Raw genomic sequence first — 16,215 nt, 5'->3', positions numbered from 1 at the left:
GTGTAACCGCGCCGGTTGTGGCACCAGCCCCGCCTCGGGCTCTACCTGTGGCAGGGGCGGGGGGGGAGGGGGCGCCGTCAGCCCCAGGTGGCGGCGCCCTACCGGCAAGGGTTGCAGCACCGCATCGGGGTGGCTCAGGTAGAAGCCTTGCGGCAGATCCGAGTAGCGCTCCATCGGGGTGCGCGGGCAGCAGAAGGCGATGTCGTGCAGCCCGGCGAGTTTGAGCTCTTTGTAGCTGCCCACCTGACGCAGCAAGGTGGCGCCGCTGAGCGAGTCCGGATCCAGATAGCGGGCCAGGCAGAAGTGCAGTGAGCCGGCGACCGGCAACTCGGGGGCCAGGGTGAGCTGGAGCCAGAGATCGTCACCGCTGCGGGTCACGGCGATATCTATCAGGGGTGCAGACATGGCAACTCCTTGCGTTGAATGAAAAGCAGGGCGCCTTCCATGGCATCGGCGGCAGGCTCGACCAGATGGGCGGGATAGTGGGTAGCGAGTGCGCCGGAAAGGGCTTGGCCCAATCCCCCCAGCAGGGCGATATGTGGAGCCCCCATCTGGATCAGGCCGCCGATCAGGGTCGAGAGGGCGGCGATGGCCTCGCCGCGCAGAGCGATGGCCAGCGCGTCCCCATCCTGGGCGGCTTCCAGTACCCAGGGAGCAAAGCGGCCGTAGTCGGCGGGAATGGCGTGGCTGGCCCAGACCACCACCCGGGCCTGATCCCCACCGAAGTGATGCAGCAATCGGGTGGCGAGCACGCTGGGGGGCAGGATCCCGTCGTGGCTGAGCAGGGCCGATTGCAGTGCGCGCAGCCCGAGCCAGGCGCCGCTGCCAAGATCCGAGATGGGAAAGCCGCGCCCCGAGCAGGTGCGCACGCGTCCGCCCTGATAGAGCAGCCCGACCGAGCCGGTGCCGGCAATCAAGATGGCGCCCTCCTCCCCCCCAAAGGCGCCGAGGCAGGCCCCGAAGGCATCGGACGTAAGACGCACCTCGGCAAAGGGCAGCGGCTCGGCGAGAAAGGCGTGGTAGCACTCGGGCAGCTCGGCGGAGGCCAGCGCCAGACCGGCGTGCAGGCGGCGATAGTCCTGCGGCCCCAGACCCGCCTCGCGCAGGGCGCCGTCGATGGCGGCCAGCACGGCGGCGCGGGCGACCGGGATGCCGAGCTCCAGATTGCTGCCACTGGCCCGCCCCTCGCCGAGCCGGCGTCCGCTGGCGTCACGCAGCCGAGCCCGGGTGTGGCTGCCGCCCCCGTCGACCCCCACGTAGAGATCACCCATGTGCTTCCCCCTGCATGGTGATGGCCAGCGCAAACCAGGCGGCGTGGGGGAGCCACTGCTCGCCCCAGCGCCAGTTCTGATCCAGCCGCGCCCGGTACGCTTCTGGGATGAAGGCGATATCTTGCTCATCCTCGACCCCAGCCGTGATGCCGTTGCAGATCCCGCCGAGGGCATTGGGCCAGCCCGCCGTGTAGCTCGGATTGTTGCAGCCATGGCCGGCCAGCATGCAGGCATCGAAGGGGTTGTTCCCCAAGATCCAGTCGAGCTGGTGCTGACCATAGGCGGTCAGGGCCGAGGCCAGATGGGGCAGCCAGGGACGGGCGGCAAACGCCAGGGCGGCCAAGGAGGCCAGCCGCGCATTTTACCCTGCCACCAGTAGCCCGACTCGTTGTGATGGGGCATGAAAAACGCCAACCGGGCCGGCTCGTCCACCCCCTTCACATACTGACGGGCCAGGGCAAAGGGGTTGCCTGGGGCGGCGCTCCATGCCAGTTCGCTGCTCAGTGATCCCTCGAGGCAGGCGAGGGCCTCGGCGCGGCGCTCCGGCTCGGGCTCTATCTCCAGATAGGCCATCAGCGCCAGCCCAGGCAGGCCGGCCTCGACCGCGTGGTAGTAGGGGCGCGAGCCGTCGTCGTTGGCGCTCCAGTAGTGGCCCCCGTCGGGATGGCGGCGCAGGCGCCGCGCCAGTCGCGTGGCCCAGTGGCGCGCTTCGCCGAGCCACTCATTGCCGAGGGTGCGGGTCAGCTCGACGGCGGCCAGCAGGGCGCAATACTCGTCGATGATGTTCTCGTGGCCGTCGTCGAGATAGGCGAGGTTGTGCTCGCGCAGGTGGCGATAGCCTGCCTCGGCCACAACGGCGTAGTGAGCCGGTGCAAACTCGCCACCGTGCGCTTCGCGGGCGGCGCGGGCTAAGGCGGCGATGGCCATGCCGCCCCCTTGCCGAAAGCCGGCCTGATAGTCGATTGATGTGATCCCCTGCTGGGTGGCGTAGGCGCACAGGGTGCGCTGCTCGGGGTCTTTGCTCCACCGGTCGAACAGGGTCATGTAGAAAAAGCCCGACTCATCGTGCATGCGGCAGAGAAAATCGGCCCCGTGCAGGGCCTCGTCGGTGAGGCGGCGAGCCAGGTTCTGGCTGTCGATATCCTCACGGCGTGCCAGCCGCTCGCGGCAGGTGAGCAGCGACCAAACCACCAGCGGGGTCTGCTGGGGGTTCATGTAGTTGGCGTAAGAGAGGTGGCTTAAGTACTTGCTCACGTCACCGCTCGCGTCATACCAGCCGCCGTGCACGTCGCGGCGCGCTTCGCGGCCATGGATGCGGGCGCAGCGGTCGGCCCGCTCGAAGAGGCCGCTACAGCGCTGCCCCTTGAGGTAGTGCACCACATCGGAGAGGCACTGACGCGCAAGTAGCCGCTCACCTACCTCAAAGCGGGCCGAGCGCACTGTGCCTTGGTCGGTGACCACCTCGAGGCGATAGTGACCCGGCGCCGTGAGCGCCGAGAGATCCGCCCGCCAGAAGTGGCGCCCTTGCCAGCCCGGCACGCTTTCTTCCGGGCCAAACGGCGCGCGTAGCACCACGGCGTCATCGCTCAGGCGACGCACCCGCAGGGGGCCTGGGGTGAGCGCGGCCTGGCTGTGTTGCAGCAGCGCCAGCTTGGGGGCGTGGGGATCAAAGCCGACCTGGTTTATCAGAAGTTCCATGGGGCCTCACTCGAACAGGTAGCAGCGCACGAAGTGGTTGTCGGCGAGTCGGGTCACCGGCGGCAGGGCGCTCTGACAGCGCGGCTGGGCCGAGTGGCAGCGCCCGGCAAACGGGCAGCCGCAGGAGTCCGGGGTCCACAGCGGGATCTCCCCCTTGCGCCCCCCCTCCAGCTCGGCGTGGATGCTCTTTTCAGGGTCCGGAACCGCCGAGATGAGCAGCCGGGTGTAGGGGTGCTGGGGGTGGTGCAGGATCTCATCCACCTCGCCCCATTCGACCATGTGGCCCACGTACATCACCGCCAGATCTTCGGCCACATAGCGGGCGGTGGCGATGTCGTGGGTGATGTAGAGCATGGAGACGCCGAGCTCCTCCTTCATCTGCTCCATCAGGTTGAGGATGCCGATGCGAATCGAGACATCGAGCATGGAGGTGGGCTCGTCGGCCAGCACCACCTCGGCCTCCACCGCCAGGTTGCGGGCGATGTTGACCCGCTGGCGCTGGCCGCCGGAGAGCTGGTGCGGGTACTTGGCGGCCGTCGCCCTGGCCGGGGTCAGCCCCACCTTTTCAAGGAGGCCATAGACCATGTCGGGCAGATCCCGCTTGTCGAGTACCTTGCTGTGCAGCAGCAGGGGGCGGGCGATGTGGTGGTAGATGGTGTGGGTCGGGTTCAATGAACCGAACGGATCTTGCCACACCATCTGCACGCTCTGGCGGTAGTCGAGCAGGGCGGTGCCCTTGTTGAACTCCTCCAGATCCCGGCCGCGATAGAGGATGCGGCCGCGGCTTGCCTTGTACATCTTGGCGATGATCTTGGCCACCGTGCTCTTGCCCGAGCCCGACTCGCCGACCACCGCCAGGGCGCGTCCCCTGGCGAGGGTGAAGCTGATGTCGGAGAGGGCCCGCATCTTGTCGCTTTTCAGGGCGTTGGAGTTGATGGGGAAGTCCTTGTAGAGGTGCTGCACCTCGATGATGGCTTCCGCTGTCTGTGCAATCGTCATGGCTTACCTCTTCACGCGCCTGCGGCCTGACTGAAGTGAATGAACGGTGACTCTTCTTGTGCATGCAGGTGGCAGGCGGCGAGCTGGCCTGGGCGCACCTCATGCAAGGTGGTGTACTCCTGCCGGCAGCGCGCGTGTGCTTGGTTGCAGCGCGCCTGGAAACGGCAGCCGACCGGCACCTCCAGCAGGTTGAGCGGGGTGCCTGGGATCCCCTCCAGCACGGTCTTGGGCCCATGCAGGGGCGGGAAGGAGTTGCCAAGCCCCTTGGTGTAGGGGTGCAGCGGCGCGGTCAGGATCGACTTGGCCGGGGCCACCTCCACCAGTTCCCCGGCGTACATGATGCCGATGCGATCGCAGAACTCGACCATCAAGGAGAGGTCGTGGGTGATGAAGAGGATGGAGAAGTTGAACTGCTCTTTCAGTGCATAGACCTTTTGCAGGATCTCCCGCTGCACCACCACGTCGAGCGCCGTGGTCGGCTCGTCCATGATGAGCAGCTCGGGGTTGAGGGCCAGCGCGATGGCGATCACCAGCCGCTGGCGCATGCCGCCGGAGAACTGGTGCGGGTAGTCGAGCAGCCGGCTCGGGTGGATGTCGACGATCTCGAGCAGCGCCTGCGCGCGCTTTATCGCCTCATAGCGGGTCATGCCGGGGTTGTGGGCGAGCAGCACGTCGCAAAACTGCTCCTCCATGCGCAGCACCGGGTTGAGGGCGTTCATGGCGGACTGGAACACTACCGCGACCTGCTGCCAGCGGTAGTCGCGCAGGCGGCGCTCGTCGTAGTGCAGGATAGCTTCGCCCTTGAACAGGATCTCGCCGCCACTGATGTAGGCGGGCGGCTTGTGCAGCCGGGCCACCGAGAAGGCGACGGTGGACTTGCCGCAGCCCGACTCGCCGGCGAGGCCGAAGATCTCGCCGCGCTGGATGTCAAAGCTGACCGAATTGACGGCGCGCACGTCGCCGCTCTCGGTGAGGTAGTCGACGCAGAGGTTGCGCACCGACAGCAGGGGGGGGAGGCTCATGCGGTCTTCTCCTCGGGCAGGGGGGCAGCCAAGCGCTTCCAGCGGGCCAGTCCCTTGTGGGAGCGCAGCTGCGGGTTGGCAATCTCGTCGATGGCGAAGTTGAGCAGGGCCAGCCCCGCTCCCAGGGTGGCGATGGCCAGACACGGGAAGAGCACCTCCCACCAGGCGCCGACCAGCAGGGCGCTGGCGGTCTGGGCGTTGTAGAGCATGATGCCCCAGCTCACCACCAAGGGGTCCCCGAGTCCGAGGAACTCCAGGGTCGCCTCGGTGACGATGGCGTAGATGATGGAGCCGATGAAGCTCACCCCGATGATGGAGATGAGATTGGGCAGGATCTCGACCAGTATGATGCGCCAGGCCGGCTCCCCCAGCACCTCGGCGGCGATGACGAACTCTTTTTCCCGCAGCGCCAGGGTCTGGGCGCGGATGACGCGCGCCCCATAGGCCCAGGAGGTGAGCCCGATGATGAGGGCAATGACCCAGGGGGAGGCCTCCCCGATGAAGCTCGCCAGCACCAGCAGCAGGGGGAGGTTGGGGATCACCAGCACCACGTTCATCAGGAAGGTGAGGGCCTCGTCGATGACGCCGCCAAAATAGCCGGCGGTGATACCGATAGAGACCGCCAGCACGCATACCAAGAGGCCCGCGCCAAAGCCGACCAGCAGCGAAACGCGGCCGCCGTGGACGAATTGGGACCAGATGTCGCGCCCCATGCGGGTGGTGCCCATCACGTATTCGGCGCTCGGCTCTTGATGGGGGCGGGCGACCCGTTTGGTGGGGTCATGGCTGGCGATCAGCGGCGCAAACAGGGCCATCAGCACGAAGGTGACCACGATGGCGAGGCCAAACGCGGCCTTCTTGTTGCCAAGCAGGATCTTGACGATGACAGGCATCTGCATCTTATTTGCCTCCTTTGCGCAGGCGGGGATCGAGAAAGACGTAGAGCACGTCGGCGAGGAAGTTAAAGCTGAGCATGGCGATGGTCATGATGAGCAGCTGGCCCTGAATGAGCGGGTAGTCGCGCGCCAGGATCCCCTGATAGAGGGTTAACCCCAGGCCGGGGTAGTTGAACACCACCTCGGTGATGAGGGAGCCGCCGATGACAAAGCCCAGCGCCATGGAGAGCGCGGTCACGCTCGGCAAGATGGCGTTGCGCGCCCCGTAGTTGAAGATGACCCGCGAGGTGGAGAGCCCCTTGGCCTTGGCCATGGTGATGTAGTCCTCGCCGAGCAGGTTGATCATGTTGTTGCGCATGGTGATGAGAAAGCCGCCGATCTGCACCAGCGCCAGGGTGCCGACCGGCATGATGGCGTGGGTCAGGATGCTCTTGATGTGCGCCCAGCCCCAGTCGGCCGGGATCTCCGGGCTGTAGGCATAGCCAATCGGCAGCCATGCTAGGCTCACCCCGAACAGGAACAGGGCCAGCAAGGAGACCACCACGGGGGGGATGGCCTGCATCACCAGAGTGAGCGGCGAGAGGAGGCTGTCCATGCGCCCGCCCCGGTACCAGGCGGCGAAGATGCCGATGACCGAGCCGACGGCAAAGCTCAGCACGGTGGAGGTGCCGACCAGAAACAGGGTCCAGCCGAGCGCCCGGCCCAGCACGTCGGCCACCGGCTGCGGATAGAAGCGCACCGAGGTGCCGAGATCCCAGGTGAGGACGCTCTTCACGTAGGTGAGGAACTGCTCGCCGAGGGGGCCGTCGACAAAGCCGAAGGTGGCCTTGAGGGCCTCCAGGGCGGCAGGCTCCATCATGGCGCCGGCGCGGGCGAACATGACCGAGACCGGATCGCCCGGCATGGCGCGTGGCAGCAGGAAGTTAATGGCGGCGGCCACCAGGAAGGCGACCAGATAGAAGGAGAAACGTCGGAGTACGAAGCCCATGATGACACCTTTTTACTGCGCGCTTCCCGCCGTGCGGCCACAGTGACCCTACCCATGCGAAGTGGGGGCTGCCGACGGTGAGGGAAGTGGCCCCCCGCAGGGGGCCGGGTGTGGGTTAGCTGTTGGGTTTGAGCGACAGGACGTGCAGCAGGCGCTCGGGGGTGTCCGGGTGGACTTGCGGCTTGGCGACCGGGTTGTCGGCGCTGAACCAGCCGTGGAAGCGCTTGGTGCTGTACTCGTACCAGGTCGGGTTGTTGAACACAGGGATGATGGTCTGGTTGGCACCGACCTTCTCCTGGATGGCGAACATGATCGCCTTCTGCTTGGCCGCGTCAGCGGTCTGGGTGAAGGCGTCGATCAGCTTGTCGAGCTCCGGATCCTTGTAGCGGGGGGCCGCGAAGCGGTTGCCGCGCTCACCCATGTTGCGTGAGTGGAAGGCGGTCTCGAAGTACTTGTGCGGGTTGGCGCCGGCAAAGTAGCCCTGCAAGGCCGCGTCGAAGTCACCGGTGACCAGGGCCTCGGTCCAGACGGTGGCCTCCGGGGTGGCGGTCTTGGCGTTGATACCGAGGGCCTGCAACCCTTCGACGCCGATCTGCACCGTGTTGACCCAGTCGGTCCAGCCGTTTGGCACCAGCACCTTGAACTCGATCTTCTTGCAGCTTGGGGTGTCGAGGAACTGGTCGCCGTCGCAGTCCTTGTAGCCCGCCTGTTTGAGCAGCGCCTTGGCCCCCTCCAGATCGAACTTGTTGTACTTGCCGTATTGCTGCTCGACGGCCGGGTTGTCCCAGGTCTCGAAGGCCTTGCCGAGCCCGGAAGGGTACTCGTTGACGGTGGGGTAGCCGTAGCCGGCGATGTCCACCATGGACTGGCGGTCCATGGCCATGGAGAAGGCGCGGCGGAAGTTGACGTCGTTGAACGCCTCGTGGTTGCCCGGGTGCTTGGTCTGGAAGTTGACGTTGAACGCCACGGTACCGGAGGCGGGGAACCAGTACTTGTTGTTCTTGGGATCGTTGCCGACGTAGAGGCGCTCGATATCCGGCACGAAGGAGCCGAACCAGTCGACATCGCCCTTCATCACGGCGGCCAGCACCTGATCGTTGGTGGCCATCTGCGGCATGCGCAGGCAGTCGATGGTGAGGTTGGCGTTATCCCAGTAGTGCGGGTTGCGGCACTGGGTGTAGAGCTGGGCCGAGAAGTTCTCCACCTCGGTGAAGGGGCCGCTGCCGACCGGCTTGTCGTTGGTAAAGGCGACCGGGTCTTTCACCGACTTCCACTGGTGTTCGGGCACGATGGGCACCAGCACCAGATCGTTGACCACGTTGGTGTTCACTTCGCTCAAGGTAAACTTCACCTTGTTTTGCGCCAGCTTCTCGACCCCGGTGATCTGGGTCCAGATGGAGCGCTCATCCAGCGCCTTGTTGGCCTTGATGAGATTGAAGGAGAAGAGCACGTCGTCGGCGTCGAAGCCCTCCCCGTCAGACCACTTCACCCCGTCGCGCAGATCGAAGGTGACGCTTTTCAGGTCGTCGCCAAAGGCGTAGTGAGTGGCCAGGCGAAAGACCGGTTTGCCCCCCTGCATGTCATTGAAGATGACCAGGGGCTCGTAGATGAAGTGGCGGGTGGTGTGCAGCAGGCCGGCCTGCAAGAAGGGGTTGAAGTTCTTCACCCAGGCCGTTTCTTGCTGGGCGACCAGGGTCAGTACCGTCTTGTTGTCGGCCGCCATGGCGGTGCCGGCAACCATCAGGGTGCCCAGCATGACCGAGGCAGAGAGTGTGGACAGTTTGGCAAGCATGGTTATTCCTTTCTTCTTTTATTCCTTGTTGGGTGTGAGCACCGCATCAGCATGCTGTGGTGCGGTCCTCCGGCGTTGGTGCGGTCTGGCGCCGCATTGCTTATCCAACGGCTCTTAGCAAAGCAGAGGAGGGGGGCCCATCACAAGCCGGGAGATCGTTGTTTTCGTAAAAAGTGAAGGGTTTTCGTCATTTTCGTCAAAATTGATTTTTAATCGTTTTAAATCAATGCATTGAATTTATTTGATCCGAATAAAAAGCGCCGGCTTTGCCCTGGTTATTAAAAAGTTGTGACGGTGATCCGGGCTCTTGGCCGGGGAGCCCTGAGCGCGTCATCAGGCGCAGGAACGATCCCCGGCCCCCTCTCTGGTTAGGGGCGGCGGGTCGCCAGTTGCCGCAGCTCCTGGCTATGCAGTTGCAGCCGCTGGCGGGTTGGCTCGTCGAGGGCGCAGTGCTGCAATACATACTCGGCGGTGGCCACCACCGTCTTCCAGCGCGGAGCCTGGGGCAGGGTGTCGAGGGTCAGGTATTTATCGAGGGTGCGGGTCTGGGGGCTCGACTTGTCGAGGTAGACCCGCCACAGCTTGCTCTTTTCGGCCAGCGCCACCTTGCCCTTGCCGGTCGCCTGCTGCCAGGCCGCCAGCGAAAGGTTCAGGGTGTCGACTAAGGCGCGGCGCAGGGGATCTTCATCCTGCTGGCGGATCAGGTTGTCGGCCAGGGTGCGGAACTCGCCGCCAAGCCGGCTCAGCTCGCCGAGCAGCTGTTCATCTTCGATGATGGCCTGGCGTGAGAGGCTCTTGAGGGCGCGCTCCAGCGCCTCGATGCGTTCGGGGGCCGGCTCCTCTTGGGTCAGCAGGCAGAGGGCGAGCGCCGGCTCACCGCGGTAGCGGGTGGCGATGCTGCGGGCGCGGATGGGGGTGGGCTGGCCGGCCAGCAGCAGCGTCAGGGTGAGCTCGTCTGCCGATTCGACCAGGGGCAAGGGCAGTGGCTCGGCCAGCAGGGAGGCGAGGGGGCGCCCCTCCAGCTCGGCCCCTGGCATGCCGAGCAGTTCGGTGGCGCTGCGCGAGGCCAGCAGCAGGGTGCCATCGGGGCGCACGAACAGCATGCTCTCGCGTCCCTGGGCGAGCAGCGCGAGCAGGTGGCGCTGATCGTCGAGCAGGGCCTCTTGCAGTTGCAGGCGCCGCTCCACCTCCTGTTTCAGCAGGGCGTTCTCGACTAAGGTGTCGCGGCCGCGCTTGGCCTCGAGCAGGGCGCGGATACGGGCCAGCAGCTCCTCGCGGGCGAACGGCTTGACCAGGTAGTCGTTGGCGCCGGCGGCGAACCCCTCCTCGATCTCCTTGGGGCCGCCGAGGGCGGTCAGCAGCAGCACCGGCAGGCGATCGCGTGGATAGTGCTCACGCAGGCGGCGGCAGAGATCGAAGCCAGAGAGGGTCGGCATCATTACATCGAGCAGCAGCAGATCGACCGGCGTCTCCTCAAGGCGGCGCAGGGCGTCGTGGCCGTCGCTGCACAGCAGCAGGCGATAGCCATAGGGGCTGAGCAGCTGCTGCAAGATATGCAGGTTGATGGGCTCATCATCGACGATGAGTAAGGTGGCGACGGCCTCGCTCGCCTCCGGCGCGCTGGCCGGGGGCGGCAGCGGCAGCTCAGGGGGACGCAGCAGTTGTGGCCTCGGCGCCGCGCTATCGCTTCGGCCCGGCTGCGCGCCTTCGGGGGCCAGCGGCAGGCTGATGCTGAACACCGAGCCCACCTGGGGCTCGCTGCTGACCGTCAGCTCCCCCCCCATCTGTGCGATCAGCTGGCGGGTGATGGAGAGGCCAAGGCCGGCCCCCGGCTTGGCGCCTGGCGTATCGAGGCGCACCAGCGGCTCGAAGATGTGCTCGAGCTGATCGGGCGCAATGCCGATGCCGGTGTCGGCGATGCGAATGCACAGCCTCCCCGCCTCGCGATGGGCGCTCAGCACCACCTTGCCCTCCGGCGTGTACTTGATGGCGTTGCCGACCAGATTCCACAGCACCTGCTCGAGGCGCTGCTCGTCGGCCTGCACCGGAGGCAGGTCGTCGGCGCTGCGATCGATCAGCCGAACCGGCTTGCCCTGCACCAGGTGCTGGCAGAGATCGAGCACCAGGCGGATCACCGCCTTGGCAGAGACGGGGGCGGGGCGGATCTCGAGCTGACCGTGGCGCAGGCGGTGGTAGTCGAGCAGATCGTCCACCAGCCGAGCCAGACTGCCGGCGCTCTTGATGATGAGACCGAGCTGCCCCTGCTGGCGCTCGCTCAGCCCATCTTCGCTGGCCAGCATGGCCTCGGCCATCCCCTTGATGCCGTGGATGGGGGTGCGCAGCTCGTGGGAGGTGTTGGCCAGCAGCTCGTCCTTGAGGCGATCGGCCTCTTGCAAGCTGAGGTTCTGGCGCTGGGTGAGGGCCACCTGATCTTGCAGCTCACGGGTCTGGATGGCGATCAGGGCCAGCTTCTCGCGCACCGAGCGCTGCATGTGGGCGAAGGCCCGCGAGAGGCGGCCGATTTCGTCATCGGCCCGGCTGGTATTGATGGGGTGCTCGAGATCGCCGTTGGAGACCCGCTCGGCGGCCTCCGAGAGGGCGCGCAGGGGGGCGGTGATGGTGTTGGAGAGCCAGCGAGAGAGCAGCAGCGCCAGGATCAGCGAAGCCAGGGTCAGGGTGACGGCCAGGGTCTCGAGCTGGCGGATGCGGCTGTAGGCCTCGCGGGTGGAGATCTCGGCGATCAGTGCCCACTCGCTGTTGAACGCCTGCACCTGGGTATAGGCCGCCAGCACCTCGTCCCCCTGATAGGAGCGAAAGAGGCCGACCCCCTGCTCCCCGGCCAGGGTCCGCTCGACCAGCGGGGTGTTCATCGGGTGGCCGTTGGCCGAAAAGCTCTGGGCCACGCTGAAGTCGGGGCTGAGCAGGGCATCGGCGCGCATCCGCCGATCCGGGCCGACGAGGATGGTCTCGCCGGTCTCACCGAGCCCTTCGCGCTCGGCCATGATCCGGGTCAGCTTGTCGGGGCGTAGCTCGAAGAGCACCACGCCGCGCACCGAGTCGTATTGCATCACGGGGGCGGCTAAGTAGGCGACCACCTCGCCGCTCAGGGGGTTGAAGCTAAAGTCGGTGAACTCGAATACCTGCTGCGGGTCAATGCCTCCGTCCAGACGCAGCTTGACCCGGGCGAAGGTCTGGGCCAGGGCGCTCGACTGGTAGGGGCCCGAGAGCAGATTGGTGGCGAAGTTGGGGCGCTTGGTAACCGAATAGACCACGTCGCCGTTGAGATCGACTAAGAAGATGTCGGCGTAGTTGGCGTGGCGCACCAGATCCGCGTAGCCGCGGTGAAAGCGCTGGTGCACGCGGCCATACATCTCGTCGGCCAGGATCAGGGCGCTGATCTCAGGCGCCAGTGGCGCCTCGGGATCGGGTTTTTGCAGCTTGTCCCATGAGCCGGCTACGTAACGGGCAGCGGCGCGCTGGCGCGCTTCCTCTGGGGTGAGGCCGAGTTTTTCAAAGGCGCCAGTGAAGCCGTAGAAGCGGCCTATGCTGTTGCCGGCGAAGTCCTGGCGGGCGAAGGTGACCACCTGATCCTTGAGGTTGGCGAAGTAATCCTCGATCTGCGCCTTCTTGATATTGCGTGCCGAGACCAGATGGTTGGAGGTCTGTTCGGTCAGATCCTTGCTGTGGGAGTGCAAAAAGAGGATGGAGACGGTCAGAAAGGGCACCATGCCTAGCAGAAAGAAGACCAGCATCAGCCTGGGGCGCAGCCCGGTCGGCATAGAAATCCTTTTCATGGTCGTTTGATGGGGAAACGTCGGTAAATCACGGGACTCTATCTTGGCCTAAACCTTTGGGATTTCAACGACCTTTACCGTAAAGCGCCACCTGCCTCACAGCCTCGCGTCGTTTTTTTCGGCGCTTTGGGCAAAGGCTGAGCAAACGCGCCAAATTGGCGCCTTCGCCGCCAAAAAAAGCTTGTCTCACCGCATTGGCTCCGTATAATGCGCCTCGTTGTCAGGTAACTGCCTGTGCAAAGCGGGAATAGCTCAGTTGGTAGAGCACGACCTTGCCAAGGTCGGGGTCGCGAGTTCGAGTCTCGTTTCCCGCTCCACTCTCTCATCGAGAGTCTGGCGCGTTAACAAAGCGGTTATGTAGCGGATTGCAAATCCGTTTAGTCCGGTTCGACTCCGGAACGCGCCTCCATCTTCTTACAGAGCCCGCTCAATGAGCGGGCTCTGTGCTTTTGTACGCCTTCTGGACAGATGTTGATAACTCTCCTGCCGTTCAGCTTTGTTGGCCTATGTTGCTAAATTTCACTTTGTGCTTACATCTGCGCCTCGCTCATAAATATTTAGGTTTTTGATGTAGAAAAACTACACAGCATGGGGTACTCTTTGTTCAGTGGTCTAACCAGTGGAGGGAGTTACCATGTTTCGTCCGTTTTCTCTGACCCGGATCCTGCTGCGTCGTACTCTGGTGCTGCTGCTCGGTGTGTTGGCCTTCCCTTTCATGCTGTTTCGTCAGGATCGGGCCCGCTTCTACAGCTATCTGCACCGTATCTGGTGCAAGACCAGCACCAAGCCGGTGTGGCTGAAGCAAAGTGAGCGTGCCGAACGCCTCTTCTACTGATACACCCGTTTCCCCCCACATCCCGCCCTCATGGCGGGATGTGTGTTTCTGGCGTCTGCCGACAGGTGGCTGGCCGGAGGACATCAACAAAAAAGCCCCGTAAAACGGGGCTTTTTGCATGCATCAGTGGCGATCAGTGCAGGATCCGGGCACGGATGGTGCCGTCGATATCCTTGAGCTTGGCCAGGGCCTTCTCGCTCTGCTCGCTTTCGATGTCGATCACCACATAGCCGATCTCGCTGCTGGTTTGCAGATACTGACCGGCGATGTTGATCCCCTCATCGGCGAACGCCTGGTTGATCTTGTTGAGCACACCCGGCTGGTTGTGGTGGATGTGCAGCAGGCGGCTGGAGCCGCGATGGCCCGGCAGTGAGACCTCGGGGAAGTTAACGGCGGACAGGGTGGAGCCGTTATCGGAGTACTTGATGAGCTTGTTAGCCACTTCCAGACCGATATTCTCCTGCGCTTCCTGGGTGGAGCCGCCGATGTGCGGGGTCAGGATCACGTTGTCAAAGCCGCGCAGGGGGGTCATGAACTCCTCGTCGTTGGACTTGGGCTCGACCGGGAAGACGTCGACGGCGGCGCCGGAGATGTGGCCGCTCTTGAGCACTTCCACCAGGGCATCGATCTCTACCACGGTACCGCGCGAGGCGTTAATGAAGACGGCGCCCGGCTTCATCATGCGCAGCTGCTCGGCGCCGATCATGTTCTTGGTGGAGGCGGTCTCAGGCACATGCAGGCTGATGACGTCAGACATGTTGAGCAGCTCGGCCATGGTGGGCACCTGGATGGCATTACCCAGCGAGAGCTTGTTCTCGATGTCGTAGTAATAGACTTTCATGCCGAGGCTTTCGGCGATGATGCCCAGCTGGGTGCCGATGTGGCCGTAGCCGATGATGCCGAGTTTCTTGCCGCGGGCCTCGACGCTGTGATTGGCCAGCTTCTCCCAGATCCCGCGGTGGCACTTGGCACTCTTTTCGGGAATGCCGCGCAGCAGCAGCAGGATTTCACCCAGCACCAGTTCGGCGACGGAGCGGGTGTTGGAGAAGGGGGCGTTGAAGACGGGAATGCCACGCACCTCGGCGGCCTTGAGGTCGACCTGGTTGGTACCGATGCAGAAGCAGCCGACGGCGACCAGCTTGCTCGCCGCGTCCAGTACCTTCTCAGTCAGTTGGGTGCGTGAACGCAGGCCGACGAAGTGCACGTCGCGGATGCGCTCGACCAGCTCCTCTTCGGAGAGCGACGTCTTGAGGTACTCCACACTGGTATACCCGGCCGCACGGAAGGTCTCCACCGTGTTGGGGTGAACCCCTTCCAGCAGCAGCACCTTGATCTTGTCCTTGTCCAATGAAAACTTGACTGTCATGACGTTCCCTTTGCCTTCTTATAGTGCGTGAATAACTCGTAAATTAACAAAAACGTTTGGGTCTGGGAACAAGTGTGATGAAAGTCAAATTTTTTGAACTTTTCAACGTTTTTAGCATATGCCTGGCGACCTTGCCTGGCGTGGTTTTCGCAAAATAAAAGGCGCCCGAAGGCGCCTTTTATCGAATAAGAGTTCACATCAGCTGATGACCACCCCATTTGGGGTGCCCATCACCACCACGTCGGCGCCACGGGCGGCGAACAGGCCGTTGGTGACGACCCCCACGATGGCGTTGAGGCGCGCCTCAAGCACCTTGGGCTCGGCGATAGCCATACCGTGCACGTCGAGGATGTCGTTGCCGTTATCGGTCACCACCCCTTTACGCCACACCGGATTGCCACCGAGCTTTCGGATCTCGCGTGCCACGTATTCCCGTGACATGGGGATCACCTCGACCGGCAGCGGGAAGGTGCCGAGTACATCGACCGTCTTGGTGTTGTCGATGATGCAGATGAACTTGTCGGCTACGGCGGCGACGATCTTCTCGCGGGTCAGCGCGGCGCCACCGCCCTTGATCATGTCGTGAGCGGCGTTGATCTCGTCGGCTCCATCCACATAGACGGAGAGGCTGTCGATCTCGTTCAGATCGAACACCTGGATGCCAAGGGCCTGCATGCGCTCGGTGGAGGCGATGGAGCTGGAGACGGCCCCCTTGATCTGATCCTTGATGGTGCCGAGGGCGTCAATGAAGTGGTTGACGGTGGAGCCGGTGCCCACCCCGACTATGGTGCCGGGAACCACATACTGGAGGGCTGCCCAGCCGGCGGCCTTCTTCATCTCATCTTGCGTCATGACTGATCCTTAGGGGGGTAAAAAGCGGGCGCATTATAGGATAAGGGGAGGGAGCAGGGCGACCGCTAGCATCCCCTTTCATGTGCGTTGGGTCACATTTTTTTCAAAAACGCCAGTGCTTGGATGGGGTGAGGATCTCGGGCAGAGGAACGTCCCATGCCTCGTTTGGCACGGCTGCCACCTGTTGGCAGTCATGGGCGATGCCGATCGGCTTGGGGCCCAGCTGGTGCTGCTGCCAGCAGGCCAGGGTGCGATCGTAATAGCCGCCTCCCATGCCGAGCCGGTTGCCCTGCGCATCGAACGCCACCATGGGGGTAAACATCAGATCGAGGGCGCTGTGGGGGATGACACGGCTCATGTCGAGCTCGGGCTCCTCGATGTTGAACTTGTTGCGCACCATGGGCGAGGTGGGGGTGTAGTGCAGGAACAACAGGTGTCCCGGGGTGAAGGGGTGCACCACCGGCAGATAGACCTCTTTCTTTTCAGCCCACAGCCAGTGGATGGCGGGCAGGGGGTTGATCTCGCCATCGTTGGCCAGGTAGCAGGCGACACGTCGGGCGGCACCGATATCGGGATGAGACTGGATACGCTCGAGCAGCTGCTGGGCGGCCAGGTGCTGTTGTTCGGCGGTGAGCGCCCGGCGGCGCTCCCTGATCTGCTGGCGCAGGGTGTGGCGTTCAGACATGGGACCTCCTTGTAGCA

At 64.1% G+C, this 16,215-nt stretch carries 11 protein-coding genes, 2 tRNA genes and 2 pseudogenes; 3 read left to right on the top strand and 12 right to left on the bottom strand.

The genetic code is table 11. From position 1 onward, the window contains the following. The 9 genes and pseudogenes from BN1134_RS17075 to BN1134_RS17035 all read right to left on the bottom strand — a co-directional run. Nucleotides 1–405, bottom strand: a pseudogene (locus BN1134_RS17075) (beta-N-acetylhexosaminidase); the annotation flags it as partial. Then, nucleotides 390–1,271, bottom strand: a complete 882-nt coding sequence (locus BN1134_RS17070; RefSeq protein WP_042048672.1) for a glucosamine kinase nucleotide-binding domain-containing protein — start codon at nt 1,269–1,271, stop codon at nt 390–392. The pseudogene BN1134_RS17075 and the gene BN1134_RS17070, both read right to left, overlap by 16 nt. Continuing rightward, nucleotides 1,264–2,969 (bottom strand): annotated as a pseudogene (locus tag BN1134_RS17065) (glycoside hydrolase family 9 protein). Before BN1134_RS17065 ends, BN1134_RS17070 begins: the two are co-directional and overlap by 8 nt. A gap of 6 nt (nt 2,970–2,975) precedes the next feature. After that, nucleotides 2,976–3,968, bottom strand: coding sequence for an ABC transporter ATP-binding protein (locus tag BN1134_RS17060; RefSeq protein ID WP_042048671.1), 993 nt, complete (start codon nt 3,966–3,968; stop codon nt 2,976–2,978). Nucleotides 3,969–3,979: 11 nt separating this feature from the next. After that, the gene (locus BN1134_RS17055; protein WP_042048670.1) at nt 3,980–4,990 is read right to left on the bottom strand and encodes an ABC transporter ATP-binding protein; all 1,011 of its coding nucleotides are present in this window, start codon (nt 4,988–4,990) and stop codon (nt 3,980–3,982) included. Further along, a complete protein-coding gene (locus BN1134_RS17050; protein ID WP_042048669.1) occupies nt 4,987–5,889 on the bottom strand; it encodes an ABC transporter permease in 903 nt (300 codons plus the stop codon). The genes BN1134_RS17055 and BN1134_RS17050 overlap by 4 nt, the downstream gene beginning before the upstream one ends. Before the next feature lies 1 nt (nt 5,890). Next, nucleotides 5,891–6,874 (bottom strand): ABC transporter permease, encoded by a 984-nt coding sequence (locus BN1134_RS17045; RefSeq protein WP_042048668.1) that lies wholly within the window; start codon nt 6,872–6,874, stop codon nt 5,891–5,893. A gap of 115 nt (nt 6,875–6,989) precedes the next feature. Continuing rightward, complete coding sequence (locus BN1134_RS17040) at nt 6,990–8,666, bottom strand: ABC transporter substrate-binding protein (RefSeq protein ID WP_042048667.1); 1,677 nt, start codon at nt 8,664–8,666, stop codon at nt 6,990–6,992. A gap of 368 nt (nt 8,667–9,034) precedes the next feature. Beyond that, nucleotides 9,035–12,418 (bottom strand): hybrid sensor histidine kinase/response regulator, encoded by a 3,384-nt coding sequence (locus BN1134_RS17035; protein WP_198133207.1) that lies wholly within the window; start codon nt 12,416–12,418, stop codon nt 9,035–9,037. 283 nt (nt 12,419–12,701) lie between these two features. On the opposite strand from BN1134_RS17035, the gene BN1134_RS17030 reads away from it, so the two are divergent. The 3 genes from BN1134_RS17030 to BN1134_RS17020 all read left to right on the top strand — a co-directional run bounded on the left by BN1134_RS17030 (nt 12,702) and on the right by BN1134_RS17020 (nt 13,295). Beyond that, a tRNA-Gly gene (locus BN1134_RS17030) sits at nt 12,702–12,777 on the top strand. Nucleotides 12,778–12,795: 18 nt separating this feature from the next. After that, nucleotides 12,796–12,869 (top strand) — tRNA-Cys (locus BN1134_RS17025). A gap of 225 nt (nt 12,870–13,094) precedes the next feature. Beyond that, nucleotides 13,095–13,295: a DUF2517 family protein gene (locus BN1134_RS17020; protein WP_042048665.1), complete on the top strand. Its 201-nt coding sequence runs from the start codon at nt 13,095–13,097 to the stop codon at nt 13,293–13,295. 133 nt (nt 13,296–13,428) lie between these two features. Here BN1134_RS17020 and serA read toward each other — a convergent pair whose 3' ends face one another. From serA to BN1134_RS17005, 3 genes are all read right to left on the bottom strand, one after another. After that, nucleotides 13,429–14,661, bottom strand: a complete 1,233-nt coding sequence (gene serA / locus BN1134_RS17015) for a phosphoglycerate dehydrogenase (protein ID WP_042048664.1) — start codon at nt 14,659–14,661, stop codon at nt 13,429–13,431. A 198-nt stretch (nt 14,662–14,859) separates the two neighbouring features. Then, nucleotides 14,860–15,513 (bottom strand): ribose-5-phosphate isomerase RpiA, encoded by a 654-nt coding sequence (gene rpiA / locus BN1134_RS17010; RefSeq protein ID WP_042048663.1) that lies wholly within the window; start codon nt 15,511–15,513, stop codon nt 14,860–14,862. A gap of 103 nt (nt 15,514–15,616) precedes the next feature. After that, on the bottom strand, nt 15,617–16,198 hold the full coding sequence (locus tag BN1134_RS17005; protein WP_042048662.1) for a 5-formyltetrahydrofolate cyclo-ligase: 582 nt from the start codon (nt 16,196–16,198) through the stop codon (nt 15,617–15,619). Nucleotides 16,199–16,215 lie beyond the last annotated feature (17 nt).

Source organism: Aeromonas simiae (assembly GCF_000820125.1).
Lineage (GTDB): Bacteria > Pseudomonadota > Gammaproteobacteria > Enterobacterales > Aeromonadaceae > Aeromonas > Aeromonas simiae.
This window is presented reverse-complemented; position numbering and strand designations above follow the sequence as displayed.

Coding starts and splice junctions, on each gene's coding strand:
- BN1134_RS17070 (WP_042048672.1), bottom strand. CDS start 1,271: ATGGGTGATCTCTACGTGGGGGTCGACGGGGGCGGCAGCCACACCCGG.
- BN1134_RS17005 (WP_042048662.1), bottom strand. CDS start 16,198: ATGTCTGAACGCCACACCCTGCGCCAGCAGATCAGGGAGCGCCGCCGG.
- BN1134_RS17050 (WP_042048669.1), bottom strand. CDS start 5,889: ATGCAGATGCCTGTCATCGTCAAGATCCTGCTTGGCAACAAGAAGGCC.
- BN1134_RS17060 (WP_042048671.1), bottom strand. CDS start 3,968: ATGACGATTGCACAGACAGCGGAAGCCATCATCGAGGTGCAGCACCTC.
- BN1134_RS17035 (WP_198133207.1), bottom strand. CDS start 12,418: ATGCTGGTCTTCTTTCTGCTAGGCATGGTGCCCTTTCTGACCGTCTCC.
- serA (WP_042048664.1), bottom strand. CDS start 14,661: ATGACAGTCAAGTTTTCATTGGACAAGGACAAGATCAAGGTGCTGCTG.
- rpiA (WP_042048663.1), bottom strand. CDS start 15,513: ATGACGCAAGATGAGATGAAGAAGGCCGCCGGCTGGGCAGCCCTCCAG.
- BN1134_RS17040 (WP_042048667.1), bottom strand. CDS start 8,666: ATGCTTGCCAAACTGTCCACACTCTCTGCCTCGGTCATGCTGGGCACC.
- BN1134_RS17055 (WP_042048670.1), bottom strand. CDS start 4,990: ATGAGCCTCCCCCCCCTGCTGTCGGTGCGCAACCTCTGCGTCGACTAC.
- BN1134_RS17020 (WP_042048665.1), top strand. CDS start 13,095: ATGTTTCGTCCGTTTTCTCTGACCCGGATCCTGCTGCGTCGTACTCTG.
- BN1134_RS17045 (WP_042048668.1), bottom strand. CDS start 6,874: ATGGGCTTCGTACTCCGACGTTTCTCCTTCTATCTGGTCGCCTTCCTG.